Source organism: Corynebacterium sp. HMSC072A04, assembly GCF_001809235.1.
GTDB lineage: Bacteria > Actinomycetota > Actinomycetes > Mycobacteriales > Mycobacteriaceae > Corynebacterium > Corynebacterium hiratae.
Genome location: NZ_KV796774.1, coordinates 1 through 23,980, shown reverse-complemented (window position 1 = coordinate 23,980; position 23,980 = coordinate 1). Strand labels below are relative to the sequence as shown.

Genomic DNA, 23,980 nt, shown 5'->3' with positions numbered 1-23,980 from the left:
AGCCTACTTCTGGGCCGCGCGACGCTGGCGGGCGAACTCGGAAAGCACCGCACCTGCCGCCACGGAGGCGTTGAGGGATTCAACCCAGTCGGTCATGGGGATGGACATGATGGCATCGCAGTTCTCGCGGACGAGGCGCGAAATGCCTTTGCCCTCAGAGCCGATGACGATGACAACGGGGTCGGTACCACCGTTGTAAGTATCGAGGGTGTGCTCGCCTCCCGCATCCAGGCCAACAACCTGGTAGCCGGCCTTCTGGAAGTCCTGGACCGTGCGGGTCACGTTGGTCACGCGAGCCACCGGCAAGCGCGCGGCGGTGCCGGCGGAGGTACGCCAGGCCACCGCGGTGACGGAGGCGGAGCGACGCTCTGGGATGATAACGCCGTGGCCGCCGAAGGCCGCGACGGAGCGGATGACCGCGCCGAGGTTGCGGGGGTCGGTGATGTTATCGAGGATGACGAACATACCCGGTTCCTGAGCATCGCGGGCCCGATCCATCAGGTCATGAACGTCGGCATACTTGTACGGCGGAATCTGCAGGCCAATGCCCTGGTGCATACCGTTGCCGGTCATGCGGTCCATCTCGTGGCGCTGGACCTCAAGAATCGGGATGTTGCGGGTATTGCACATGGCTACCGCCTCGGAAAGGCGAGCGTCATTGCGCGTGCCCTGCACGATGTAAAGGGAGGTAGCAGGCACCTTGGCATGCAGGCACTCGATGACCGGGTTGCGGCCAACGACCATCTCCGCGGTCTCCTTCTGGTGACGGCCCGAATTGCGGCGCTCGCGCTCCAGCTTCGCCTTGTGCTTGGCGTGGTAGATACGGTCCTCCGCCTTAGGCGTGGGGCCCTTGCCTGCCAAGCCCTTGCGGCGCTGGCCACCAGAGCCCTTCGTGGCGCCCTTCTTATTCGTCTTGCGGATACCTGCGCCGCCGCGGCCATGGGTACGTGCCATAGATCTTCTCCTTATGGTGTCCTCTGCGTATGCAGAGGACGTTAATCCGCCAGGGACCAGGTGGGGCCGTCGGCGGTGTCGGTGATGGTAATACCCGCGGCTGCAAGGCGGTCGCGCACGGCGTCCGCAGTAGCCCAGTCCTTTTCTGCGCGGGCGGTGGTGCGACGCTCCAATTCGGCCCGAACGAGAACGTCCAGGGCCGCTTCAGCGCCGCTTTCTTCGCCACTATCTTTCCACTGTTCATCCAGTGGATCAAAGCCAAGAACCGCGGCCATAGCGCGCACGGCTCCGGCGAGGTGCTCAGCCTCTTCACGGTTGCCGTCGCTCAGCGCCTTATTGCCCGCGCGCACGGTGGTGTGGATTTCCGCCAGTGCCTTCGGCACAGCGATGTCATCATTCATCGCTTCTTCGAAGGCCGGGGTCCACTCGCCCTTCTCGACGCCCTCGAACTTGCCTACGAAATCCTCGATGCGGCGGTAGCCAGCCGCAGCTTCGGTCAGCGCCTCCTCGGAGTATTCGAGCACCGAGCGGTAGTGCGCGGAGCCCAGGTAGTAGCGCAGCTCCACCGGGCGGACGATCTCCAGCATGTTGGCAATGGAGAGGACGTTGCCCAAGGACTTCGACATCTTCTCACCGGCCATGGTGACCCAGTGGTTATGCATCCAGTAGTTGGCGAACTTATCCCCCGCCGCATGGGACTGCGCGATCTCATTTTCGTGGTGCGGGAACTGCAGGTCCAAGCCGCCGCAGTGGATATCGAACTCGCTGCCCAAGTAGTAAGTGGACATGGCAGAGCACTCCAGGTGCCAGCCCGGACGGCCACGACCCCAAGGGGTGGGCCAGGACGGCTCCCCCGGCTTTGCAGCCTTCCACAGCGCGAAGTCCTGCGGGCTGCGCTTGCCAGCGTTGTCTGTTTCGCCCTGTTCCATCTCCTCGACACGGTTGCCGGACAGCGAGCCGTAGTCCGAGCCTTCCGTGGCATTCCACGCCGCGACGTCGAAGTAAACGGAACCGGATTCGTCCTCTCCCCCCGCCGTGCCGCTAGGCACGGCGTAGGCGAAGCCGGCGTCGATAAGCCGCTGCATGTACTCCACCATCTGGGTGACAAAGCCCGTCGCGCGCGGCTCCACCGAAGGGGGCAGAACGCCCAGGGTGTTGTAGGCCTTGGTGAACTCGCGCTCGTAGGTGGAGACCCACTCCCACCAGGGGCGGTTATTCTCAGCAGCCTTGGTGAGGATCTTGTCATCGATATCGGTGACGTTGCGCACGAGTGCCACGTCATAGCCTTGCGCGCTAAGCCAGCGGCGCAGGATGTCGAAGGCGACGCCGGAGCGCAGGTGGCCAATGTGCGGCTGGGACTGCGGGGTAGCACCGCACAGGTAGATCGACGCGTGGCCGGGACGAACCGGCTCGAACTCACGTTGGCTGCGGGTGGCGGTATCAAAAATGCGCAAAGTACTCACCTGGCCTAGTCTAATTGACCCCCAGGTAGGAATTCACCACGGCCGATGGTCGCATGTATCAGAATCGGGCGCAGTGCCTGTCCATTCAACGGCGTATCCCATCTGCCGCAAGGCCTTCGCAGCTCGTTCAGGATTATCAGCTACCGCTCCGCGCAACTGTTCGTCGAGCCATTTCTCCCGACTTTTGCCGAGGTAGCTTTTCCATCCAGGTCTTGATCGAAAACCGCACTCCGCGAAAAGGAAGAAGAAATAATCCTCCAGAGACACCCGAAATCGTCTGCCGCCTACTGGAAAATGTATGTCCTCAATCTTTCCCTTCTTCCGTCGATTCTTCACTCCGGAAAAGTTTTTCATCAGCGCTGGGCTCAACAGGCCAGCCACCCCTGAATGATGAATATGGGCCGTCGGAGCGACACGATTGTCTCGTTCATACTCGAAACGAACCCCAGGAGCGGTCCCGACCCGTAGCTCAAACTTGCTCGACTTTATGCTGAGGGACAATTCATCAGGTGAAACGGCCGTGTGAAAGCGAACCACAGATTCGAAAAGGTCACTGTAGGAAACACTATGGCTGCTATCGCTTCCTACCCCATAAACCAACGGGGCATGCAATTCCAATAGTGCAGAGCCATCATCTGGATTGAGGTCCGTCCACACCCGAATATCGGACTCTTCGTTGAGGGGCAACACTTTCAGGTGCACGGCATGCACCCAATTAAAGAATTCCATTGTCAGACGTTGCCCCATTCCCCCATACAGACCACCGTTAACGTTCAAGCAAAAGCTCGACGCGTCGGAGCTCGTCGTATAGAGCGCGCTCTGTTTTCGAAAAGCGACCGGACTCTGCAAGCATCCGCAAATCTTCAGAGCTAAGGTTTTCCCCTACCACAGCTTCCAAGGCGTGCAGGAGTTCGTCGTGCCGAGCACGAAGTGCCTCGGTATTGGTAATTCGCATTGTCAAAGCCACAGCGTCCTCCTTTTCTGATGACTTTACGTTAGGAATTGGGAGCGCGCCAGACTACGGCCGTGGCCACGGCAGCGCGGCCCTCCTTGCGGCCGGTGAAGCCAAGGTGATCCGTCGTCGTCGCAGAGACGGACACTGGGGCGCCGAGGATGTCGCTCAGAACGGCCTCGGCTTCCTTCCGCCGCGGGCCCATCTTGGGGCTCTGGCCAACCAGTTGCGCAGCGGCGTTGCCGATGATGAAGCCTTCCTTTTTCAGCAGCTCGCGGCACTCGCGCAACAACTGTGCTCCGGAGACTCCGTCGTACTCTGGCCGGCCCACGCCAACGAAGGAGCCGAGGTCGCCGAGGTTGGAGGCGGAGAGCAAGGCGTCGACAAGCGCGTGGCTCACCACGTCACCATCGGAGTGGCCCTCGCAGCCATCCACGTCCTCAAAGAGGAGGCCGGCGATCCAGCAGGGTTTTCCGGGCTCGATCTGGTGGGCATCGGTGGCGATTCCCACGCGCGGGATGATGGGGTTAGTCACTAGGCACCTCGAAGATGGTCGGTTCGGCCTCATCCGTCACGGCTTTCGCCAGGACGAGGTCGATGGGAGTGGTGATTTTAAACGCGAAGGTATCTCCCTGCACGGTCTCCACGCGCTCGCCGTGCCATTCCATCAGGCTGGCGTCATCCGTGGCGACAAAGTCAGGGTCCTGCGCCCAATAGTCTAGGTTGGCGCGGCGCAGCGCGGCCAGGTTAAAACCCTGCGGCGTCTGCACGGCGCGCAGGCGGGAGCGATCCGGAGTAGACAGCACCGTGGTCCCCTCGACTTCTTTGATGGTATCCGCCACGGGAAGGACCGGGATAACTGCGGTGGCCCCGTCGAGCACGCGCTTGGCGACGCGCGCGATCATCCCCGGCGGCGTCAACGCCCGGGCGGCGTCGTGGATCAGCACCACGGCATCCTCATCTGGGATGGCTTGCAGGCCCGCCCAGACGGAATCGGCGCGCTCACCCCCGCCGTGGACGATGCGTACGGGCATATCAGAATCGATGCGGTCGAGGATGCTGGCGGCATAATCCTCCATGGCGGGGCTGACGAGAACGATGACTTCATCGACAAATTCCGAGGTAATCATGGCCTTCACGGAGCGCTCAAGCAGGGTACTTCCGCGCAGCTCCACGTAGGCCTTAGGAATATCAGCGCCAAGGCGCGTTCCCTGACCGGCCGCCGCGACGAGGGCGATCACGCGGCGGGTATTAGTCTTCGTCGTCGAAGGAGAGGTCATCGAGATCGACGTCATTGTCAATGTCGGTGGTGATGGACTTGTCCTCGACCAAGCCGGCGGCGCGGTGGCGCTCGATGGTGGCGTTGATTTCCTCCATCATGGTGTCCGCCTTCTTGTCATCGACCGGCTTAGCCAGGGAAAGCTCACCGACCAGAATCTGGCGGGCCTTGGCAAGCATGCGCTTCTCACCGGCGGACAGGCCGCGGTCCTGATCGCGGCGCCACAAGTCACGCACGACTTCTGCCACCTTGTTGATATCGCCGGATGCAAGGCGCTCCTGGTTGGCCTTATAGCGGCGGGACCAGTTGCCGGCCTCCTCCACGTCTTCTTCGCGCAAAACGGAGAAGACCTTCTCGAGGCCTTCCTTGCCCACAACATCACGCACGCCCACCATCTCAACGTTCTTGGAGGGCACACGAACCACGAGGTCGGACTGGTTGATCTGGAGGACGAGATACTCGAGCTCCTCGCCGCCCATCTCGCGCTTTTCAATCGCCGTAATCTTGGCGGCGCCGTGGTGGGGGTAGACGACGACCTCTCCGACCTTAAATTCCATTGCCACTCCTTATGAAGCCTTTGAGACGGTGCCCATCGTGCGCTCTCGGCGTACTCTCAGTGGGCCGCATATACAGGGTATCTACTCTAGCACGCAGTTTTCCGGCACTGCTCCCCCACCCAAGCCCGTAGAGCAGCTCGCTTTACACCACGATGACGGCCAACATAAAGCGCGGCTACCCCCGGTTTACCCAAGAGGTTTGTCGGAAACTGTGTGCTTTTACTGCGGAGGTACTAGGCTAAAGCGTTGATAAGCTTTGTGATCGCAATTCAATGGAGGACACTCACAGTGCAGTCCCTGAAGTCCGCCGCTCGCTGCGGTGCCATCATGTCAGTTACCGCCCTCTCCGCGCTGGCCTTGGCGTCCTGCTCGGCCGGTCATGTTGCACAGACCGCGGAAAAGGTCATTGCTGTCGACGGCGCATCCGCAAGCACCGAAGATGGCAAGGTGGCCGTGCGTGACGTCACCATTCAGGTTGAACCGGACACCGGTGAGACCTCCCTGAAGTTCGTGGCCGTCAACCAGGGCTACAAGGTCGACGACGTCGTCCTCGAGTCCGTGAGCGTCGACGGCCAGGACGTACCACTGGAAGGCGCAGAGCCGCTTCCTCGCGATCACGCCCTCTACGCTGATTCCCAGACGAACCTGGACCGTCTCCCGAAGGACGGCAAGGACAAGAACATCACCTACGTAGCCACCACCCTGGAGAACGACGGCTTCGCCTTCGGCGGCTCCCGCCCGGTGACCTTCACTTTCAACACCGGCACCATCGAGGTTGACGCCACCGTGTCTGCCTCCCCGCTGCAGTCCGGTGACTTTGACCGCGACCCGCAGTCCACCGAGGGCTACGCCGAGAACAAGTAAGCCTTTTCTTCATAGAGAACCGCCCCAGCCGCCAAAGTTTTCCCAGATCTTCGAATCACGGGCTTCAACTTTGGCAGTTGGGGCGGTGTGCGTTTAACGCTCCTCAGCGAACGCAGGAAACTCTTAAGCTCGCGAGGATGCCGTAGTCATCACAAGCAGAGAGTTAAGAATGCCCAGAGAGGACAGGGCAGCCGGGATGAGAAGAAGGTTCGGCGCCTGCGGGCCGCCGTACTTCACCATCTCATCCATAACCTGGTTGAGCGGTTCCGGGTAGGTAGCGGCGGAAGCGGCCGGGGCGCCAGCTACAGCCAGGGAGGTAGCAGCGGTCAGAGCAACGAGGGTACGACGAATCTTCATGGGGTCTCCTTGAATAGTGAGGTGTGGGGGTAAGTGAACTGGACTAGGACAGCAGGTTCGACAGGAAGCCCAAGGAGGACAGCGCCGCCGGTACGAGGATGAGGTTCTGAGCCTCATAGCCAGCGACGTTGGTGATCTCGGTCAGAACAGTGGCCAGCGGCTCGGGAGCTTGTGCGGCAGAAGCAGCCGGGGTGCCAGCGAGGGCGACGGCGGCAGCAGCGCCAGCGGCGACGAGGGTACGACGAATCTTCATGGAAATACCTTCTTGTTGTGAGAAATCGGACGGGGATAAAGAGGGGGCAGGCACACACAAGATGTAACCTGGCTAACACTGTAGCGCCTCTGTGCATATCGCGCGCGATGAAAAGGGTGCGATCCTGCCCGCGACGTGAATGTCCACACCACTTACTAGAGTGATGGGCATGGCAAAAAAGGTTCGTCCCGTCCACACGTGCTCTGAATGCGGCTTCGTCTCCCCCAAGTGGCTTGGCCGCTGCCCCGAGTGCGGTTCATGGGGAACGTTGCAGGAAACCGCGGCGTCAGAAAGCAGCACCGCGGCCCAGGCCGCTGTGTCTGGACGCCGACCAACCGGCCTGACACCGACGAGCCCAGCGGTTCCGATTACGAAGGTGGGCGCTGCCGCCACGAAGGCCCTCAACACTGGCATCGGGGAGCTCGATCGCGTTCTTGGCCGCGGCATCGTTCCCGGTTCGGTGGTGCTCATGGCGGGTGAGCCGGGAGTCGGAAAATCCACTTTGTTATTGGAGGTCGCCTCCCGCTGGGCGCAACTGGGCCGCACCGCCCTCTATGCCACGGCCGAGGAATCCGCCGGGCAGGTCCGCGCCCGAGCCGAGCGGACCGGGGCCTTGCACGAGACGCTCTACCTCGCGGCCGAATCGAATTTGGATGTCGTCTTTGGTCACGTCGAACAGCTCAAGCCCAGCCTCCTCATCGTGGACTCCGTCCAAACCATGCACGCGGCCGGGGTGGAGGGCGTAGCCGGTGGCGTGGCACAGTCGCGTGCGGTGACCGCAGCCCTGACCACGCTGGCCAAAACCACCGGCATCCCCATCCTCCTCGTCGGACACGTGACCAAGGACGGCAACGTCGCTGGCCCGCGCGTGCTCGAGCACCTCGTGGACGTCGTGTTGAACTTTGAAGGTGACCGCCAATCCTCCCTGCGTCTGCTCCGGGGACTCAAGAACCGCTTCGGCGCCACCGATGAGATGGGCTGTTTTGAGCAAACCGCCGCTGGCATCCGGGAGGTGGCGGACCCTTCCGGCCTCTTCCTCTCCCACCGCGGCAGCACCCCAGACGGCTCGGCGGTGACCGTCGCCATGGATGGTGTGCGCCCCATCCTGGCCGAGGTGCAAGCGCTGACCGTCGACCCCGTGGCGAAGAACCCGCGGCGCGTGGTCACGGGGCTCGATGCCAACCGTGTCCCGATGGTGCTCGCCGTACTGCAGGCCCGCGCCGGTGAACGCACCAACGATAAGGACGCTTACGTGGCCACGGTGGGCGGCATGAAGATTCAAGAGCCGGCGACGGATCTTGCCGTAGCGCTCGCCACGTGGTCTTCCTTGCACGAGCAGCCGCTACCACCGAAGACGGTGGTCATCGGCGAGGTGGGCTTGGCCGGCGAAGTTCGCCGCGTACCGAACCTAGACCGCCGCTTGGCAGAAGCGTCCCGCTTGGGTTACCGCTACGCCATCGTCCCGCCCGGAAAGGTAGATGTCGGCGGCGGCATACAGGTGCGCCAAGCCGCAACCCTGAGCGAGGCGATTGCAGCGCTTAAAGCAAGTTGAACGGCAACGCTGGGGAGTAGTTTTCCCCGATGACAGTATGCAGGAAGTAAGCGCCCGGCTCGGCTTCCTCGCGCTCGGTGCACTGGCCCGGCTCGGAGCGCTTGCGGGACCAATCCGCCTGGAAGTAGCGCGTCTCACCGGACTTGAAAGTCTGCTTGCCGGTTTCTACCGAGGCATAGCAATCGGTATCGGACCACACGCGTTCGTTCGAGCCCATCTTGTAGACCTCGAAACGCAGCTGCTCTTCATCGAGATCGATGGAGCAGTCCTCCGTCGTCGGGTTAAATACCTCCAAGTAGAACGTGGGCATCTTTCCAGCGGGGACGCTGTCCTCGTTGGTCTTGGCCATCACTTTAAGGTCTTGGAGGGAACACGTTGTCTTGGATGGATCAACGGTGAGCTCAGCTGGCTTTGCCTCGGAGGTCGGTTCTTCTTTGTCCGCCTCCCCCGCCTCGGGCTCGGTGGATTCCTCAGACGCAGTGGATTCCGTCGTCTCCACCGCCGAGGTTGCATCCTCCGACGGAGTCAGAGTTCCCGACGCCGCCGCCTGCTGCGACTCGGCTCCCGGGTCCTCCTTCGAACCGCTAAAGAGCGCGGTAGCAGCCCAAATAAGGATGACCACGAGTACCAGAATCGCCACGAGCGCGGCGATGCGGCGACGCAGGTAAATCTCTCGCGGCAGCTGCTTCGGGGTACGGGATGGCTCAGTCACAGCTCTTAGTTTAAGGGGACTAGAGCCCAACCCGGGCCAGCCCGGGGCCGCGTGTCTTGAGCAGCGACTTCTATGCGCTTAGTCCCGCCCAGTGCCCGGGCCAGCCGGCGAGCCTAGTGAACGCCGTGCAGGACGACGGTCTCCACGCTGGAATCCTCTAGGAGGTAGCGCAGGCCGACGATGCCGAGCGTGCCGGCGTCGAGAAGCTGGCGCGCAGCCGGAACGTCAGAAATGATCTGGGAGACTGTCTGCGCGGTATTCTCGCGCTCAAAATCGGCGAGTTCCTCGCGGCCATCACGCTTGGCCACCATCGAGGCAGCGGCCACACGCTCAATGATCGGACGCTGCAGGCCCGTCGGCAGATCGCCGCCCGCCAGGAAGTCCGCGGCTGCGCCCACCGCACCGCAGGACTGATGCCCCATCACCACGAGCAGGTTGGCCTTGAGATTCTCCAGGGCATAGTCCAGCGACGCCATCACCGCGCTGTCCAGGATGTGACCGGCGGTGCGGATGACGAAGGCATCGCCGAAACCAATGTTGAACACGTGCTCAATGGGCGCGCGGGAATCGGAGCAGGCCAGCACGATGACGCGTGGGTCCTGGCCCTGAGTCAGGCCAGCGCGCAGCTTCGCGTCTTGGTTAACGTCGATGAGGTTACCCGTCACCAGGCGGTGGTTACCTTCCTGGAGGGCTTCCCACACCTTCTGTGGGTTTTGAGGGACATCTACTAAAGGCATGATTCTTACTCTAGTCCCCACCGCCCTACACTGAGATGCCTATGGATACCCAAGCTGTCGTGGAATGGTTCGATGCCCATGAGCGTCCCCTACCGTGGCGCCGGCCGGGCACCTCAGCGTGGGGCGTGCTCTTAAGCGAGGTCATGAGCCAGCAAACACCCGTCGCGCGCGTCGCCCCGCAGTGGGAGGAGTGGATGCGCCGCTGGCCCACCCCACAGGACCTCGCGGCGGCTTCCAAAGCGGATGTCCTGCGCGCGTGGGGCAAGCTGGGCTACCCGCGCCGCGCGTTGCGCTTGTGGGAGTGCGCGAAAGAGATTGGTGAAGGCGCGGTTCCGGGAGACGTCGACAAGCTCTTGGCGCTACCGGGGATCGGTGAGTACACCGCGCGTGCTGTAGCCTGTTTCCATTTTGGCCACAACGTCCCGGTGGTAGATACCAACGTCCGCCGCGTCTACGCCCGCGCCGAGGAGGGGCGCTTCCTCGCCCCGACGCCCGCGAAACGCGAATTAGCACAGGTAGAAGCCCTGCTTCCGGATGAGAACGGTCCGCGTTTTTCGGCCGCACTCATGGAACTCGGCGCGCTGGTGTGCACGGCGAAGAACCCCGACTGTGCCGCCTGCCCCATTAAGTCCACGTGCGCCTGGCAGCTCGCGGGCTGTCCGGAGCCCAGCGAAGAAGAGACCGCGCGGGCCAAGAAGCGAGTGCAAAAGTTCACCGGTACAGACCGGCAGGTGCGAGGGCTGCTTCTCGACGTCCTCCGCGCCACCCCTCATCCCGTCGAGCAATCCGCGCTCGACGCGGTATGGCCGGACGCGGCACAGCGCTCGCGCGCACAAGCCTCACTGCTCGAGGATGGGTTGATGGATGTCAACGACGAGGGTTTGTTCCACCTTCCGCACTAGGCACATGTGAGAAGTCGATGAGGTGGCCGAAGGTCCAGTCACGGTCGGTCAACAGGCGCGCGAGGATAAGCCCACAGCCGATGGCTGCCACGGCCATCGAGGCGGTAGCGAAGTTGCTCAACGCCTGGTCCATGTTACCCACGTTGAGGTGATAGACAGTGCGGAACATGGAGGTGCCCGGGATCATGATGACGGACGCGGGCACCGTCGTGGTGATGCGCGGTAGGTGTGCGCGTGTGGAGGCCACCGCACCCAAGAGCCCGACGATGAGACCACCTACGAAGGCGCCGACGTAGGCCGTGGCCCCGACGCCGATGAGGAGCAGGCGCACAAGGTTGGCCACCGTTCCCACCGCGGCCGCCACGAGCACCATCCGGCGCGAGGAGTTAAAGAGGAACGCGAATCCGGAAATGCCTAGGAAGCTGGCCGCCGCGGCGGCGAGGTACCACACGGGCGCATAGTCCGGAATTCCCGGTTCCGGGGTGAGTTCCGTGGTCCAGCTGACTAAGGCCACGGTAAAGGTCGCAGCTGTGATCACCGTCAGCGCGTAGGTCAGGCGGGATAGTCCGGCCTCGAAGTCGAAGCGCGCGAGATCAATGAGCGCGGAGAATAGCGGGAAGCCGGGAATGAGGAAAAGTACGGCGGCCACATAGCCCGAGGAAAACTCCGACGGGTCCGCTACCCCGGCGGCGGCCACAGCCTCGGTGGTGAAGAAGTACACGAGGCTAGCCACAGTTCCGGCCGCCACGATGCAACCCAGCTGGTGAACGTGCTTGCCGTGCAAGACCGCGCGGGTGAGCTGGCCGCAGAAAGCGGCGAGAGCCACTAGGAGAATCGCCAGCGGCGTGAAGAAGTTCAGGACCGCGAAAGAGGCGCACGCAATAGCTGCCGCTGCAGCCAAGAGCCAGCGGTTCCAACGCTTGACCACCGTTGACTCGATGGAATCAAGCATCTCCGTGAGCTCTTCGGCCGTAATGCCCGCGTACAGCTTGTGGTGGGTAAGGTCCTCAAGGGCTTCGATCCGGGATGCATCGACAGCCGGTGAATGCTGCTGGGCCACCACGGTGCGAAACTCGCGGCCGCGGTGAAACGTGCATGTTATCTGGGTGACGCCAACGTTGGCGTCGAGCCGATCAAAGCCGAGCGCGCGGGCGGCACGTTTCATGCCGCGCAGCACGCGGTAGCCGGACGTTCCCGCCCCCATGAGCATCATGCCTAGGCGCAAGACGACGTCGGCCTCGTACCCCATACGGACATAGTCGCTGTTGGGGTGAGATGTCATTAGCGCCAGCGTCCCCGGAAATTCAGGCCTCCGGGCAGGTTGACCCACATGCCGCCGCGGGAGTTAAACGTCACGGGGCCGACCTTCGTCGACATCGAGGCACCGGAGCCGGAGAGGTTGATCCAGCTGTTCTTTCCGGTCTTCTTGCGCTTGCGATAATAAATTCCCATGCGTGCCAGCTTAGCGCGGATGCGCACTACGACGCCGCAGGCTACTCTGAGCTTTGTGCGAATAAAATCCCTGTTAACAGTGCTAACGACCACCGCTGCTCTTATTCTGGCATCGCCCGCCGCCCACGCGGTGGAGCCGGGCAGCGTCCAATCGGCGTCACCGATAGAACAACCCGGTGTTAAGGCCACTGTTATCTCTTATTCCTCCACCCTCATGGATGGCACACCCACCACGGTGACCGGCATGGTCTACGAGTCCTCAGCACCATGGAACGGGCCGGGCGAGCGCCCAACTATCGTCTACGCGCCGGGAACGCGTGGGGCGGGTGACCAGTGTGCGCCGTCCCGAGCCCGTTTCGCCGCCGACGGCAACCGCGTTGACCAGCGCTATGAAGCTGCGGCCACGCGCGTGTATAACTACGCGGCCTCCCAAGGTGTGCGCGTCGTAGTCACGGACTACATCGGGCTCGGAACCCCGGGGCACCATTCTTATGTCAACAACGTCGAGGAGGCCCACGCGGTTCTTGACGCCGCCCGCGCCGCGCTCCGGCTCGCCGGTGCTCCCGCCGATTCCCCCGTGGGATTTGTCGGCTACTCCCAAGGCGGTGGCGCAGCTGCCGCTGCGGGCGAATACGCCGCGAGCTACGCCCCCGAGCTCAACGTCAAGGGAACTTTCGCCGGTGCACCGCCAGCGGACCTCTTCGAGGTGATGCAGGCGGTCGACGGCTCAGCGCTCGTTCACGTGTTGGGCTACGCCATCAATGGTTTTGCGGAGCGTAGCCCGGAGTTCTCCCGGGAAATCATCGGTGAGATGAATCCGCGCGGCCACACATTCCTCGCCGACGCTGCCACCTTTTGTTTGCGCGAATCGATGTCTACCTGGGGAAATGTTCGAACCAGTGAGCTGACCACGAGCGGTGAATCCTTCGCCGAGCTCCTGCGCCGCAAGCCGGTGGCCTCCCGCATGCTGCACGAGCAGCGCCTCGGCCAGCGGGCTCTCAACGCCCCGATGATGGTGGTCAACTCCCCGACCGATGACATCATCCCCTACCAGCAAGCACGCCGCATGGCTCACGACTTCTGTGCTGCCGGCGGGACCGTCTACTTTGAGGACGCCTGGGCGGTCAACGTGAGCCCGGGCTCGGGCACCAACCATGCCGCGCCCACGGTCCGCGCGGTTCTGCAGGGCACGAACTACCTCATCGACCGCTTCCGCGACGTCCCCGCACCGTCAAACTGCCAACCTGCCGAATCCTAGAATCGCCCCCTGGCGCCGCCATCTATTTTCATTTACTTGTCAATAAGCGCCGGCGGGGATAGGCTGAGTGCATGGCACACGAGCACCACGACCACGATCACTCCAGCACGCCCCTGCGCGCGCTCTTGATTGCGCTCAGCATTACCGGCACCGTTTTCTTCGCGGAGCTGATCGGCGGCTGGTTGGCGGGTTCAATGGCGCTGATGGCGGATGCGATGCACATGCTTTCCGACGCCGCTGGGTTGATCATCGCGGTGTTAGCGGTGTTGGTTGGGCGTCGACAAGCATCAGCCCAGGCCACGTACGGCTACCGGCGAGTAGAGGTGCTTGCTGCGCTAGCGAACGCGGTGATGGTCCTGGCGATCTCGGTGTGGATTGTCGTCGAGGCGGTGCGCCGCCTGCAGAGCCCAGCTGAGGTACAAGGAACAACGATGCTGATCATCGCGGTGATTGGCCTTGTGGCGAATGCGCTATCGGCGTGGGTGTTGCACCGGCACCGCGAATCCTCAATCAACGTGGAGGGCGCGTTCTTGCACGTGCTGGTGGATATGCTCGGCTCGATCGCAGTGATCGTGGCGGGCGTCGTGGTACTGACCACGGGGTTTGTGGCGGCGGACGTGATCGCCTCCCTGGTGATCGCGGCGATGGTGCTCCCGCGCGCCTGGCAGCTCATGCGGCTCTCGGCGAGCGTGCTGCTCGAGCAGGTCCCGGCGGACTTCGACGCCAGCGTCATCGAGCCCGCGCTGCGACAGATCGAGGGTGTTGCCGACATCCACGACCTACACCTGTGGAGCCTGGACGGCGTGAACGTGCTGACGACCGTGCACATCGTGCGCGACGGTACCGTCGAGACCGGCCCTCTGTTGGATGCCGCCCAGCAAGCCCTGCGCGAGCACGGCATCGAGCACTCCACCATCCAGATCGAGCACCCGGAGCACGAATCCCACGAGACGGTGTGCTGATTCCCTTCTAGCCCGGCTTAGGTCATGAGCGGGCGAGCAACGTCACTCCTAACACTGCTACCTGGTACTTTTCGGCGGTGGGGTGGGATTGTTCCGCACGAAACTGAACCAAGTCAAAAGGGCGTCCCGCAAAAGGCATCTGGCAAACGGCATCTTTGGGTCTAAAAACGCCATCTACAAGGCGTAAAAGGCGTTTTCAGCCGTGAAAACGCCTTATGACAGATGCCTTTTGTCAGACGCCTTTTACCAAACGCCTCCATCATCCAGGTCGAGCACCCGGAGCACGAATCTCACGAGACGGTGTGCTGATTCCCTTCTAGTGGTGGGCGGGCCTTCCCGCCCACTGGGCCTTCCCGCCCACTGGGGCGTGCCTCCCACCGCGGCTGGAGGACACACAAAGAAAGCCCCGAACCGCACGCGGTGTCACACGCATGCGGTTCGGGGCTTATTCCTTATGGGTCCAGCACGGGGCCCAAGTCAGCGCTTAAAGCGGCTGGCTAGCACCGGCACCTGCCGGCGGCGGGTTGCCGTCATCGCCATTGTCGTTGTGGGATTCCTCAGCGGAATCGCTACCAGACTCGTCGAGGACGTCCGGGGTGACGGTGTCAGGACCATCGGAATCCGGACCGTGGGACTCCTCATCGATCTCGGTGGCGAGTTCCTCATCGGCCTCACGCACGGCGGTCTCCTCGAGCTCATTGTCGAAGGTGTCCTCCGGCAGCGGGCGTGGACGCGGCGTGAAGGTGAAGGTGGCAGAAGAGTTGTCCTTGGACTCGCCGTCCCAGCCTTCAACGTCCACGGTGATGATCTCACCTGCGCCGATTTCGCCGAAGAGGATCTTCTCGGAGAGCTGATCCTCAATCTCGCGCTGGATGGTGCGGCGCAGCGGACGAGCACCCAAGACCGGATCGAAGCCACGCTGAGCCAGCAGGTCCTTGGCCTTCTGAGTGAGCTCGATGCCCATGTCACGCTCGGAGAGCTGCTTCTCTACGCGGGCGATGAGCAGCTCCACCATCTCGACGATCTGCTCCTGGGTGAGCTGGTGGAAGACCACAATCTCATCGATACGGTTGAGGAACTCTGGGCGGAAGTGCTTCTTCAGCTCGTCGTTGACCTTGTTCTTCATGCGCTCGTACTGCGCATCGGCGTCATTCTCCGAAGAGCCGGTGAAGCCCAAGCCCACGGCCTTGGAGATGTCCTGGGTGCCCAGGTTGGAGGTGAAGATAAGCACGGTGTTCTTGAAGTCCACCACGCGGCCCTGCCCATCGGTCAGGCGGCCATCCTCCAACACCTGCAGAAGGGTGTTGTAAATCTCCTTGTGGGCCTTTTCGATCTCATCGAAGAGCACCACGGAGAAAGGCTTGCGGCGAACCTTCTCGGTCAGCTGGCCGCCCTCTTCGTAGCCAACGTATCCCGGAGGAGCACCAAAGAGGCGGGACGCGGTGAAGCGATCGTGGAACTCACCCATATCGATCTGAATGAGGTCATCATCCGAACCGAAGAGGAAGTTAGCCAAGGACTTCGACAACTCCGTCTTACCCACACCGGAGGGGCCTGCGAAGATGAAGGAACCGGAAGGACGGCGCGGGTCCTTCAGGCCGGCACGGGTGCGGCGAATGGCGCGGGACACGGCCTTGACGGCATCGTCCTGGCCGATGATGCGCTTGTGCAGCTCCTCTTCCATGTTGAGGAGGCGGTTGGATTCCTTCTCCGTGAGCTTGAGCACCGGAATGCCGGTCCAGTGCGCGAGGACCTCAGCGATCTGCTCCTCGCCGACCTCGGCGATTTCCTCCAAGTCACCGGAGCGCCACTGCTTTTCCTTTTCCGCGCGCTCTTCACCCAGCTTGCGCTCCTTATCGCGCAGTCCAGCGGCCTTCTCGAAGTCCTGGGCGTCAATCGCAGCTTCCTTTTCCTTGCGGACCTCTGCGATGCGATCATCCACTTCGCGCAGGCCCTCCGGGGCGGTCATGCGCTTGATGCGCATACGGGCACCGGCCTCATCGAGGAGGTCAACAGCCTTATCCGGCAAGAAGCGGTCATTGATGTAGCGGTCCGACAGGGAGGCTGCAGCCTTCAACGCTTCATCGGTGTAGGAGACGCGGTGGTGTGCCTCGTACTTATCGCGCAGCCCCTTGAGGATCAGGATGGTGTCATCGAGGGAGGGCTCCTCCACCTTGACAGGCTGGAAGCGGCGCTCCAAGGCAGCATCCTTCTCAATGTGCTTGCGGTACTCATCCAGGGTGGTGGCACCGATGGTCTGCAGCTCGCCGCGAGCCAGTTTCGGCTTTAGCAAGGAAGCAGCATCGATAGCGCCCTCGGCGGCACCGGCGCCGACCAGGGTGTGGATCTCATCGATAAAGAGGATGATGTCACCGCGCTGGTTAATCTCCTTGAGCACCTTCTTCAGGCGCTCCTCGAAGTCACCGCGGTAGCGCGAGCCAGCCACCAGGGAGCCGAGGTCCAGCGAATAGAGCTGCTTATCCTTGAGGGTCTCCGGGACCTTGCCGTTAACGATATCGAGGGCTAGGCCCTCGACCACGGCGGTCTTCCCCACGCCGGGCTCACCGATGAGCACCGGGTTGTTCTTGGTGCGGCGAGACAGAACCTGCATGATGCGTTCAATCTCGGAATCGCGACCCACGACTGGGTCCAGCTTGCCGTCGCGCGCAGCCTGGGTGAGGTTGCGGCCAAACTGGTCCAGCACCAGGGAGTTGGAGCGCTCGCCGGAGCCACCCGGGCCAACACGGCCTCCCTGGCCAGCGCCGGCACCGGCACCTACCGGGCCGGGGCCACCCTGGGACTGGCCGCCTTCGCCTTCATTCCCTTCGTAGCCTGAGAGCAGCTGGATAACCTGCTGGCGCACGCGCGGCAGGTCGGCGCCCAGCTTGGTCAGCACCTGAGCCGCCACGCCGTCACCCTCACGGATGAGGCCAAGCAGCAGGAACTCAGTGCCAATGTACTTGTGGCCCATCTGGAGACCCTCACGCAGGGAGAGCTCGAGAACCTTCTTCGCGCGCGGGGTAAATGGGATGTGGCCGGTGTGCGGCTGAGAACCTTGACCAATAATCTCTTCCACCTCACGGCGGACGTCCTCCAGCGAGATACCCATGGACTCCAAAGCCTTGGCCGCTACACCTTCGCCTTCGTGAATAAGCCCCAGGAGGATGTGCTCGGTGCCGATGTAATTGTGGTTGAGCATGCGTGCTTCCTCCTGCGCCAAAACAATGACGCGGCGAGCACGGTCAGTAAACCTCTCGAACATTACCTCTTACCTTTCGCTGTAAATGTGTCATCCACTCTAACGCGCGGGGCGGACACTCCATTCGCGAATTCCGCACCCCCCTACTCAAAAACCTCATTTCCCCAGGTAGAGCCACTGTACGCCGGTAGCGAACAGGTGGCGGGAGGCGTCGCCAAGCGCCTGCGCGCAAGCCTTGAAGTAAAGTAACTCTTCAGTCAACACTGGTTACATCCCCGCGGGAAGGAGCCTCCCCCGATGCAACAGGCACAGCACGGCACCCTGCTTATCGACGATCTGATTGGGCACTCCCGCCTCCTCGAGGTCTCCGAAAGCGTCACCCTTGGCCGCCAGGGGGACTTCCTACTGGCCTCCGATGATCCCGCCATGCACCGCACGTTCCTGCAGGTGTGGTCCAATGGCTCACAGTGGTTCATCAAGAACATCGGCAGTTTCATCGCCGCTACGATCCAGCCGCCCGCCGCCTGCGGCTTCGGCCGCACCCTCATCAGCCCCGGCAGCATTGAGGTCCTGCACCCGGGAACCTCCACGCTCTATTTCTCCACTGCCACCATGAGCTACGAGTGCGAGCTCACCGTCATGCAGTCGCTGCGCAGCCCACAGCCCAGCCTTCCACCGGATGGGCCGTTTACCACCCACGTCTTCGAGCCGAATGAGGAGCAGTGCCTGCTGCTCAAGACCCTCGCTCAGCCACTCCTCGACAACCCCGCCGCGGAGCCACGGGTGGTCGTGAGTAGTCAGCGCGAGCTAGCAGAGGCCCTGGATTGGACGGAAAAGAAAGTAGAGCGCAAGATTCAGACGCTGGCGGAGACCTTGCAAAAGCTCGGCGTTCCGCAGTTCCAGCCGGGCCAAAAGATCTCATGGCGCATTGTGCTCGCCCAATTCGCGGCCGCGCACCCGCACTACTATGCGCACCTTTCATAACAATTCAGCATTATTGTTTTAAGCCGCTCACCGGTGCTGTTATTCTTTGTCTGATTCTGGCCCCTATCTATTTTTATCCCCTTCTATCCCTCATCTGTCCCTCTGCAAGGATCTGACAACCAATGTTCGCCTCCGTCTCTCCGCGCGCGCTAGCTGGACTCGGCGTAGCGCTCCTCGCGCTGTCTGCGTGCGCGACGAACAAAGACACCGCGGAGGATGCGCCCAAGTTCACGGTCACGGGCCAGACCACCCTGTCCCAGCACGAAGACGTTCCTGTCGAGGGGACCGATTCCGAGATCCCAGAACCCAGCGAACCTTCGCACCTGCGCCAGGAGGACGGCACCTACCTGCTCACGAAAAAGGAAGCGGGCCCAGGAGTGGTCAACGAAATCGTGGCCACCTACTCGGGCGTAGAGCCCTACGGTTTCCAAACCCTGCGCGTTGAGCTGGACAACCGGCGCTACGACGGGGCTACCGGCGGCTCTGCCCCGACCGGCGTGCTGCAGTGGGCCACCGGGGGTGCCCTTGTCCTCAGCGTGCAGGCCACGAACTTGAGTGGGGACGAGGCGGATTTGGACAACAATGCCGAATGGCAGGTGGCGCTTCTCGACGACACCCAGTCACACCACCTCAAGGAGGGCGAGGATTTCGTCGTGGACTGTGAGTCCGGCGAGTGCACGCTGGTTGCTCGGCTCACCGACCCTGGCGACTTTGTCGCAGAGATCAGCATCCGGCAGGCCGGTTATGAGCCTTTTGTCATTCACCAGCCCATCATCGTCGCCGCATAGCCATGAACAGCCAGCCCACCGCTTCCGGTCTGCCTTTGGATCTTGAGCCCGAGCTCAGCGCCAAGGGCTACTCGCAGTTCCACCAGATCGGTGCGGGTGGCATGGGCACCATCGTCTTTGCCCGCAAGGAAAGCTTGGACCGCGAAGTAGCCATCAAGGTCATCGCGCAGCATGCGGCCGAGGACGATGAGGAAGTCCGCCGCTTCATGGCGGAGATGCGCACCGTCGCGGCACTCGAGCATCCGGCCATCGTGCCTATCTACGATGGCGACATCACCCCGGGCGGCGTGCCTTATTTCATTATGAAATTCCTGCGCGGCCCCAGCCTGGAGGCGCACATCAACCAGCGCATCTTGGACAATTCCAAGTTCACGGTGGAGGAAACCGTGCAGCTGCTCGCGCCCATCGCACAGGCCCTGGACTACCTGGCGGCCCTGCCTTCGCCGGTCATTCACCGCGACGTCAAGCCCGCGAACATCATCGCCGATAGCACGCCTTCCCCCACGGCCCACAGTGATAACGAGGGCTGTACCGTCATGCTGGCGGACTTTGGCATCGCCATCAATGAGGACACGACGCGCTTGACCCGCGAAGGCCTGCGCGTGGGCACGGATGCCTACATGGCGCCGGAGCTCTACCCCACGCAGCTGGTCAAGCAGCCACCGCAGCCGACCGCCGCCAGCGACCGCTACTCGCTCGCGCTCATCGCGCTGGAGATGCTCACTCTGGTTAATCTGCGCCGCGCCACCAGTCCCCAGCAGTGGGCGCACAGCCGTGTGATACCGCAGTTGACCGCTCATAATCTGGCGCCTGGCGACGCTCCCCTCGCCCCCGCCCTCAACACTTTTTTCGCCAGCGCGCTGAACCCGGATCCTCATCAGCGCTTCGCCAGCGCATCGGAGATGCTCGCGGAGCTGAGTGAGCTGGCGTCCGCGCCGCGCCCCGCAGCCCCGGATGCTGCCGCCGGCCCTGCTACGCCACCGGCCAGCCCCCACCACGAGCGCGCCCAGCAGCCGCGGCGCCGCCATCTGAGCATCCTCGGGGGCGTGCTTGCGGCGGTGTTGCTGTGTCTGGCAGTCGCCGGCGGACTAGCGCTGTACGGCGCGGGGTGGGACGACTACGACGAGGTTCTGGCCCAACAATTTCCACAGTTGTTGCCGGAGCACCCTGGCCGCGCTCCGTGGCGCAACCTCGACTGCCGCCCCGCGCTGCCGGAAGCGGGGCAGCAGGCTCGAATCGTGTGCAGGGGCGACGACCTCACGCTCGTCGCAGCTGATTTCGGCACGGAGGACAACCGTAACTCCATCATGCCGCGCCGCCTCGACGTCTTAGTCCAGGATGCGTGCAGCATCACCTCGGCGGAAATCCCTCACCAGCCGGGAACGTGGGGAGTGTACCCCTCGGGAGTCTCCGCGCGTTTTGCTCTCGTTCTTGCTGGTCCGCATGCTCGCGAGGACCGTTTGAGCTTGCCCATCTGTTAGCCCACCGTGGCGGGAGCGCTGTGTCACGCCCATGGACACGGTGTCGCCTTTAGAATGAGGAAGATTCTTATACCTCACCGTCGACCTCCTCCACGAAGGATTTCTCTCACCGTGACTACGCTTCCTGAATTTTTCACTACCCAGCACCGGCTGCGCGAGAAGGCTGTCTTGGACCAAGGGGCGGGCTCCTCGCTGTTTCTCGTGGAAGATCCCTCGCAGGACGAACTCCTCGTAGAAATTTATGGTCCGGAGCACCGCGGCGTGCTCCGCCAGTCCGGAATCGTTGGCCAGCTGCAGCACAGCGCCATTGCCCCTATCGTGGGTACGGGCACGATGAACAATGGTCAGGAGTTTTTTGTACGCCGCAGCCTGCCGGGCGAGCAGCTGTCGAAGTACACGTCGTCTGGCATCGGCGCCCATCACCTTTCCCAGGAGGAGGCTCTCGCCGTCTTTGCTCCCTTGGCCGACGCCACGGACTTCCTTATCCAGCAGGGCCGCGCTGGCTTTGCTCTCCGTGCGCTCAACCCGCGGCGCATCATCCTCACCGATAACCGCTCGAACGCCTTCTTCGCCTCAGTCGGCCCAGCCACCGCTACCGACGCCCCCACTGCCTCCGCGAAGGAGGTCATCGACCGCCTGGCCCAGCTCGTCTCCGCGGCCTACCCAGGCTTCCGCGCCGCGGCCGCCTACCCCTCAGCCGCCGCCGTTATCGACGCCGTGCGCAGCACACACGCGGACAGCCCGGGCCCGGGCGCGGCCCCGTGGCAGTCAGCTCCGCAACACACCGCCGCCCCGCAGGCGGAGTGGGCCGGGCCGCAGCAACCCCAGCAACCCCAGCAACCGCAACCTGGCTATGCTGCCGACCCCGCGGAGGAATCATCCACCACGCGCACCTCGAAGTCGAAAGGCAAGGTCTTTGCGGGCTTGGGCGTGGGTCTTCTTCTCCTGCTCCTGGTTGGTGGACTGCTGTGGTTCTTCCTAGGGCGGTCGGCGTGGTCCGACTCAGAACAGGCGCTTGCCGATGCCCACCCCGGGCTCATCAGCTCCCGCCCCGGCGACGAAGGCTTCAACGGCGCCACCTGCGAATCCCGTGATCCGGAAGACGGCCAGGAGGCCAAAATTACGTGCGTTGGTAACGGCGTGAGCTACTCCGTGGCGCGGTACGGGGACGCCGCCCAGCGCGAGGCCGCCGGCCCGACGCAGGGCGCGCAGGAACTATCCAACGGACGCTGCACCGTGTACAGCTACGACATTTCCGATTCCGAGCCGGTGTTCTACATGAGCGCCGAGGACTCCGCTGACGCCGTCCTCGTCTGGGGCGAGGACGCAGAGGACATCCGCCTCAACCTGCCGCTGTGTTAAACCGCGCACTTAATCCGCGCGCTTAAGCAGCGGTGCTATCACCGCAATGGCGATGCCGGCCACGCCGGCAAACAGGAAAGCCCAGTGCGTTCCCTGCGCCGTCGCCGCGGCCGGGCTTAGCCCAGCGGCAGCGCCAGCCAGGGTGCCGCGGGTGAGGAAGACAACGAGCAAAGCCGTTCCCGTCGCACCCGCCAACTGCTGGAAAGTGTTCATGATTGCCGAGCCGTGCGAGTAGAGCTTCTTCGGAAGCGAGGACAGCGCAGTGGTCATCAGCGGCGTCATCATCAAGCACATGCCGAGGGAGAAGATCACGTGCATACCCACGACCATCCACACGGCTGAGTTCTCACCCAAGGTGGCCATGAGCCACAGCCCGGCCACCATGAGCAGCGACCCGGGAATCATGAGCGGGCGCGGGCCATAGGAATCGAAGAGCCGGCCCACAATCGGAGAGAGGAAGGCTTGGAGGATGCCGCCCGGCATCACCGCCAACCCCGTGGCAAAGGCCGTAGCACCCAGTGTGGTTTGCAGATAGATGGGCAAGACCGTGACCATTCCCAGCATGAGCCCAAAGGACAGGAGGAGGATGATCACCGCGAGGGTGAAATTGCGCACACGGAAGGGACGCAGATCCATCAGGGCGCGATCCTCCAGCGCCAAGCGCTGCTGCCGACGGATGAATACGGCGAGCGCGATGACGCCCACCACGGTAACGGCGATGTCCACCCAGCCGTCACCCTGCAGGATCTTTTCCATCGAGGACAGGCCGTAGATCAAACCGCCAAACGCGAAGGCGGAAAGGACGACGGAGAGGCCGTCGAGCGGGGTATCACGGTTCTCCCCCACATTGTCCAAACGCCACAGCCCGGCGACGAGAATGAGGGCGATGAGCGGGACCATGGCCCAGAAGATAACGTGCCAGGTGAAGTGGTTGAGAATCGCTCCGCCGACGGTGGGGCCCAATGCCGGGGCCACGGAGATCACCACGGAAATGATGCCCATCACCGTGCCACGACGCTGCGCTGGGACCAGCGTCATGGCCACGGTCATAAGGGTAGGGATCATCAAAGCGGTTCCGCCAGCTTGAAGGACGCGGCCCACCAGCAGGATGAAGAAGCTCGGTGCGAGGGCCGCCACCACGGTTCCGGCCAGGAAGAGCCCCGCGGACGCAACGAAGATCTGGCGCGTCGTGAGCCTTTCCAGAAGGAAGCCGGTGGTCGGGATAACCACAGCCATGGTGAGCATGAATCCCGTCAACAACCACTGGGCACTCGTGGCAGGAATGGAGTAGTCCGCCATAATGGCTGGTAGCGCAACGGAGAGCGAGGTCTCGTTGAGAATCATGACCATCGCTCCCAGCACCAGGATGCTGAGGGTAGTTATTACCTTCGAAGGGATTTCAGCGGACATGCGGCCGGCTACACCTTTCAACTTTTCTATTTTGGGTCTTCAGCGCTGCTACTCACATCGTCAGCGCCCAAGAGACAACACGTGAGCGATTTAGTGTATTCCTCTGGTGGCCGGGGGTGCCACACGAGCCAAATGTGAACCCTCGTTGGGTGGCACTCCCCGGAATCTCAGCAGGCGCGCTAGGCCACACGGCAGTGTAAAGGTGACAGCGCCCTCCGTACTACTCAAAGCTCTAAAAGCTACTGCCTAAAGTTACAGAAAGGCCTCTGGATGCAGCGCGACCTCCTTGTCACTAACTCCGCTGGGGAACGCGCCGTCGTGCGCCCAGGTCAGCAGCTAGTGGCAGGCCGCGCGGGGGACTTCCCGCTGGCTCCTGATGACGCCTCCATGCACCGCCACTTCCTCCACTTCTGGCAGCAAGAGGACAACTGGATGGTGAGTAACGTGGGCAGCTTCCTCGCGGCGGAGTTATCCGGCCCTTCCGGTTTTAGAGTGCGTTGAT

General features: G+C 62.7%; 24 protein-coding genes. 10 read left to right on the top strand and 14 right to left on the bottom strand.

From position 1 onward, the window contains the following. Positions 1-3 precede the first annotated feature (3 nt). The 6 genes from rlmB to HMPREF2565_RS04755 all read right to left on the bottom strand — a co-directional run bounded on the left by rlmB (position 4) and on the right by HMPREF2565_RS04755 (position 5,205). Positions 4-954, bottom strand: a complete 951-nt coding sequence (rlmB, locus tag HMPREF2565_RS04785; RefSeq protein WP_070596942.1) for a 23S rRNA (guanosine(2251)-2'-O)-methyltransferase RlmB — start codon at positions 952-954, stop codon at positions 4-6. A 41-nt stretch (positions 955-995) separates the two neighbouring features. After that, positions 996-2,417 (bottom strand): cysteine--tRNA ligase, encoded by a 1,422-nt coding sequence (gene cysS, locus HMPREF2565_RS04780; RefSeq protein WP_070596943.1) that lies wholly within the window; start codon positions 2,415-2,417, stop codon positions 996-998. Between the two features lie 33 nt (positions 2,418-2,450). After that, complete coding sequence (locus tag HMPREF2565_RS04775) at positions 2,451-3,146, bottom strand: hypothetical protein (protein WP_070596944.1); 696 nt, start codon at positions 3,144-3,146, stop codon at positions 2,451-2,453. A gap of 266 nt (positions 3,147-3,412) precedes the next feature. Continuing rightward, entirely contained in the window at positions 3,413-3,904 is a 492-nt protein-coding gene (ispF, locus tag HMPREF2565_RS04765) for a 2-C-methyl-D-erythritol 2,4-cyclodiphosphate synthase (protein ID WP_070596946.1), read from the bottom strand. Then, on the bottom strand, positions 3,897-4,649 hold the full coding sequence (gene ispD, locus HMPREF2565_RS04760; protein ID WP_046649266.1) for a 2-C-methyl-D-erythritol 4-phosphate cytidylyltransferase: 753 nt from the start codon (positions 4,647-4,649) through the stop codon (positions 3,897-3,899). The genes ispF and ispD overlap by 8 nt, the downstream gene beginning before the upstream one ends. Beyond that, positions 4,621-5,205, bottom strand: a complete 585-nt coding sequence (locus HMPREF2565_RS04755) for a CarD family transcriptional regulator (protein ID WP_070511088.1) — start codon at positions 5,203-5,205, stop codon at positions 4,621-4,623. Before HMPREF2565_RS04755 ends, ispD begins: the two co-directional genes overlap by 29 nt. A gap of 288 nt (positions 5,206-5,493) precedes the next feature. Between HMPREF2565_RS04755 and HMPREF2565_RS04750 the strand changes: the two genes are divergently transcribed. Continuing rightward, positions 5,494-6,069 (top strand): hypothetical protein, encoded by a 576-nt coding sequence (locus HMPREF2565_RS04750; protein WP_049154731.1) that lies wholly within the window; start codon positions 5,494-5,496, stop codon positions 6,067-6,069. A gap of 123 nt (positions 6,070-6,192) precedes the next feature. Here the strand turns inward: HMPREF2565_RS04750 and HMPREF2565_RS04745 are convergent, their stop codons facing one another. Beyond that, positions 6,193-6,426 (bottom strand): hypothetical protein, encoded by a 234-nt coding sequence (locus HMPREF2565_RS04745; RefSeq protein WP_046647225.1) that lies wholly within the window; start codon positions 6,424-6,426, stop codon positions 6,193-6,195. Positions 6,427-6,469: 43 nt separating this feature from the next. Then, the gene (locus HMPREF2565_RS04740) at positions 6,470-6,679 is read right to left on the bottom strand and encodes a hypothetical protein (RefSeq protein WP_049154730.1); all 210 of its coding nucleotides are present in this window, start codon (positions 6,677-6,679) and stop codon (positions 6,470-6,472) included. Positions 6,680-6,848: 169 nt separating this feature from the next. Here HMPREF2565_RS04740 and radA point away from each other — a divergent pair, with 169 nt between their 5' ends. Further along, positions 6,849-8,231 (top strand): DNA repair protein RadA, encoded by a 1,383-nt coding sequence (gene radA / locus HMPREF2565_RS04735; protein ID WP_049154761.1) that lies wholly within the window; start codon positions 6,849-6,851, stop codon positions 8,229-8,231. On the opposite strand, the gene HMPREF2565_RS04730 is transcribed toward radA, so the two are convergent. Together HMPREF2565_RS04730 and HMPREF2565_RS04725 are read right to left on the bottom strand one after the other, a co-directional pair. After that, on the bottom strand, positions 8,218-8,943 hold the full coding sequence (locus HMPREF2565_RS04730) for a hypothetical protein (RefSeq protein ID WP_049154729.1): 726 nt from the start codon (positions 8,941-8,943) through the stop codon (positions 8,218-8,220). The two genes, radA and HMPREF2565_RS04730, sit on opposite strands and share 14 nt — an antisense overlap. Positions 8,944-9,056: 113 nt before the next feature. Further along, positions 9,057-9,680: a carbonic anhydrase gene (locus tag HMPREF2565_RS04725; RefSeq protein WP_049154728.1), complete on the bottom strand. Its 624-nt coding sequence runs from the start codon at positions 9,678-9,680 to the stop codon at positions 9,057-9,059. Positions 9,681-9,721: 41 nt separating this feature from the next. Between HMPREF2565_RS04725 and HMPREF2565_RS04720 the strand changes: the two genes are divergently transcribed. After that, positions 9,722-10,582: an HhH-GPD family protein gene (locus HMPREF2565_RS04720; protein ID WP_070821339.1), complete on the top strand. Its 861-nt coding sequence runs from the start codon at positions 9,722-9,724 to the stop codon at positions 10,580-10,582. Here the strand turns inward: HMPREF2565_RS04720 and HMPREF2565_RS04715 are convergent. Both HMPREF2565_RS04715 and HMPREF2565_RS04710 read right to left on the bottom strand, forming a co-directional pair. Continuing rightward, the gene (locus HMPREF2565_RS04715) at positions 10,548-11,864 is read right to left on the bottom strand and encodes a threonine/serine exporter family protein (protein ID WP_071406932.1); all 1,317 of its coding nucleotides are present in this window, start codon (positions 11,862-11,864) and stop codon (positions 10,548-10,550) included. The two genes, HMPREF2565_RS04720 and HMPREF2565_RS04715, sit on opposite strands and share 35 nt — an antisense overlap. Next, positions 11,864-12,034, bottom strand: a complete 171-nt coding sequence (locus tag HMPREF2565_RS04710) for a DUF4236 domain-containing protein (protein WP_080975064.1) — start codon at positions 12,032-12,034, stop codon at positions 11,864-11,866. The genes HMPREF2565_RS04715 and HMPREF2565_RS04710 overlap by 1 nt, the downstream gene beginning before the upstream one ends. A 79-nt stretch (positions 12,035-12,113) precedes the next feature. Here HMPREF2565_RS04710 and HMPREF2565_RS04705 point away from each other — a divergent pair, with 79 nt between their 5' ends. Both HMPREF2565_RS04705 and HMPREF2565_RS04700 read left to right on the top strand, forming a co-directional pair. After that, positions 12,114-13,292 (top strand): lipase family protein, encoded by a 1,179-nt coding sequence (locus HMPREF2565_RS04705; protein WP_239663587.1) that lies wholly within the window; start codon positions 12,114-12,116, stop codon positions 13,290-13,292. Between the two features lie 71 nt (positions 13,293-13,363). After that, positions 13,364-14,254, top strand: coding sequence for a cation diffusion facilitator family transporter (locus HMPREF2565_RS04700; RefSeq protein ID WP_046647215.1), 891 nt, complete (start codon positions 13,364-13,366; stop codon positions 14,252-14,254). A gap of 484 nt (positions 14,255-14,738) precedes the next feature. On the opposite strand, the gene HMPREF2565_RS04695 is transcribed toward HMPREF2565_RS04700, so the two are convergent. Next, a complete protein-coding gene (locus HMPREF2565_RS04695; RefSeq protein WP_071406931.1) occupies positions 14,739-17,516 on the bottom strand; it encodes an ATP-dependent Clp protease ATP-binding subunit in 2,778 nt (925 codons plus the stop codon). 234 nt (positions 17,517-17,750) lie between these two features. Here HMPREF2565_RS04695 and HMPREF2565_RS04690 point away from each other — a divergent pair, with 234 nt between their 5' ends. From HMPREF2565_RS04690 to HMPREF2565_RS04675, 4 genes are all read left to right on the top strand, one after another. Continuing rightward, on the top strand, positions 17,751-18,437 hold the full coding sequence (locus tag HMPREF2565_RS04690; RefSeq protein WP_070511101.1) for a hypothetical protein: 687 nt from the start codon (positions 17,751-17,753) through the stop codon (positions 18,435-18,437). 122 nt (positions 18,438-18,559) lie between these two features. Continuing rightward, complete coding sequence (locus HMPREF2565_RS04685; RefSeq protein ID WP_070546282.1) at positions 18,560-19,225, top strand: hypothetical protein; 666 nt, start codon at positions 18,560-18,562, stop codon at positions 19,223-19,225. A gap of 2 nt (positions 19,226-19,227) precedes the next feature. Continuing rightward, positions 19,228-20,706 (top strand): serine/threonine-protein kinase, encoded by a 1,479-nt coding sequence (locus HMPREF2565_RS04680; protein ID WP_070546280.1) that lies wholly within the window; start codon positions 19,228-19,230, stop codon positions 20,704-20,706. A gap of 111 nt (positions 20,707-20,817) precedes the next feature. Next, on the top strand, positions 20,818-22,068 hold the full coding sequence (locus HMPREF2565_RS04675; protein ID WP_070546278.1) for a serine/threonine protein kinase: 1,251 nt from the start codon (positions 20,818-20,820) through the stop codon (positions 22,066-22,068). A gap of 9 nt (positions 22,069-22,077) precedes the next feature. Here HMPREF2565_RS04675 and HMPREF2565_RS04670 read toward each other — a convergent pair whose 3' ends face one another. Further along, a complete protein-coding gene (locus tag HMPREF2565_RS04670) occupies positions 22,078-23,478 on the bottom strand; it encodes an MDR family MFS transporter (RefSeq protein WP_070515880.1) in 1,401 nt (466 codons plus the stop codon). A 270-nt stretch (positions 23,479-23,748) separates the two neighbouring features. On the opposite strand from HMPREF2565_RS04670, the gene HMPREF2565_RS04665 reads away from it, so the two are divergent. Further along, a complete protein-coding gene (locus HMPREF2565_RS04665; RefSeq protein ID WP_071406930.1) occupies positions 23,749-23,979 on the top strand; it encodes a hypothetical protein in 231 nt (76 codons plus the stop codon). Position 23,980: the final 1 nt, after the last annotated feature.

Excerpts from the sequence above, each read along its gene's own strand:
- rlmB (WP_070596942.1), bottom strand. The coding sequence starts at position 954 with ATGGCACGTACCCATGGCCGCGGCGGCGCAGGTATCCGCAAGACGAAT.
- HMPREF2565_RS04775 (WP_070596944.1), bottom strand. The coding sequence starts at position 3,146 with ATGGAATTCTTTAATTGGGTGCATGCCGTGCACCTGAAAGTGTTGCCC.
- ispD (WP_046649266.1), bottom strand. The coding sequence starts at position 4,649 with ATGACCTCTCCTTCGACGACGAAGACTAATACCCGCCGCGTGATCGCC.
- HMPREF2565_RS04755 (WP_070511088.1), bottom strand. The coding sequence starts at position 5,205 with ATGGAATTTAAGGTCGGAGAGGTCGTCGTCTACCCCCACCACGGCGCC.
- HMPREF2565_RS04745 (WP_046647225.1), bottom strand. The coding sequence starts at position 6,426 with ATGAAGATTCGTCGTACCCTCGTTGCTCTGACCGCTGCTACCTCCCTG.
- HMPREF2565_RS04740 (WP_049154730.1), bottom strand. The coding sequence starts at position 6,679 with ATGAAGATTCGTCGTACCCTCGTCGCCGCTGGCGCTGCTGCCGCCGTC.
- radA (WP_049154761.1), top strand. The coding sequence starts at position 6,849 with ATGGCAAAAAAGGTTCGTCCCGTCCACACGTGCTCTGAATGCGGCTTC.
- HMPREF2565_RS04725 (WP_049154728.1), bottom strand. The coding sequence starts at position 9,680 with ATGCCTTTAGTAGATGTCCCTCAAAACCCACAGAAGGTGTGGGAAGCC.
- HMPREF2565_RS04720 (WP_070821339.1), top strand. The coding sequence starts at position 9,722 with ATGGATACCCAAGCTGTCGTGGAATGGTTCGATGCCCATGAGCGTCCC.
- HMPREF2565_RS04715 (WP_071406932.1), bottom strand. The coding sequence starts at position 11,864 with ATGACATCTCACCCCAACAGCGACTATGTCCGTATGGGGTACGAGGCC.
- HMPREF2565_RS04710 (WP_080975064.1), bottom strand. The coding sequence starts at position 12,034 with ATGGGAATTTATTATCGCAAGCGCAAGAAGACCGGAAAGAACAGCTGG.
- HMPREF2565_RS04700 (WP_046647215.1), top strand. The coding sequence starts at position 13,364 with ATGGCACACGAGCACCACGACCACGATCACTCCAGCACGCCCCTGCGC.
- HMPREF2565_RS04695 (WP_071406931.1), bottom strand. The coding sequence starts at position 17,516 with ATGTTCGAGAGGTTTACTGACCGTGCTCGCCGCGTCATTGTTTTGGCG.
- HMPREF2565_RS04690 (WP_070511101.1), top strand. The coding sequence starts at position 17,751 with ATGCAACAGGCACAGCACGGCACCCTGCTTATCGACGATCTGATTGGG.
- HMPREF2565_RS04685 (WP_070546282.1), top strand. The coding sequence starts at position 18,560 with ATGTTCGCCTCCGTCTCTCCGCGCGCGCTAGCTGGACTCGGCGTAGCG.
- HMPREF2565_RS04680 (WP_070546280.1), top strand. The coding sequence starts at position 19,228 with ATGAACAGCCAGCCCACCGCTTCCGGTCTGCCTTTGGATCTTGAGCCC.
- HMPREF2565_RS04670 (WP_070515880.1), bottom strand. The coding sequence starts at position 23,478 with ATGTCCGCTGAAATCCCTTCGAAGGTAATAACTACCCTCAGCATCCTG.
- HMPREF2565_RS04665 (WP_071406930.1), top strand. The coding sequence starts at position 23,749 with ATGCAGCGCGACCTCCTTGTCACTAACTCCGCTGGGGAACGCGCCGTC.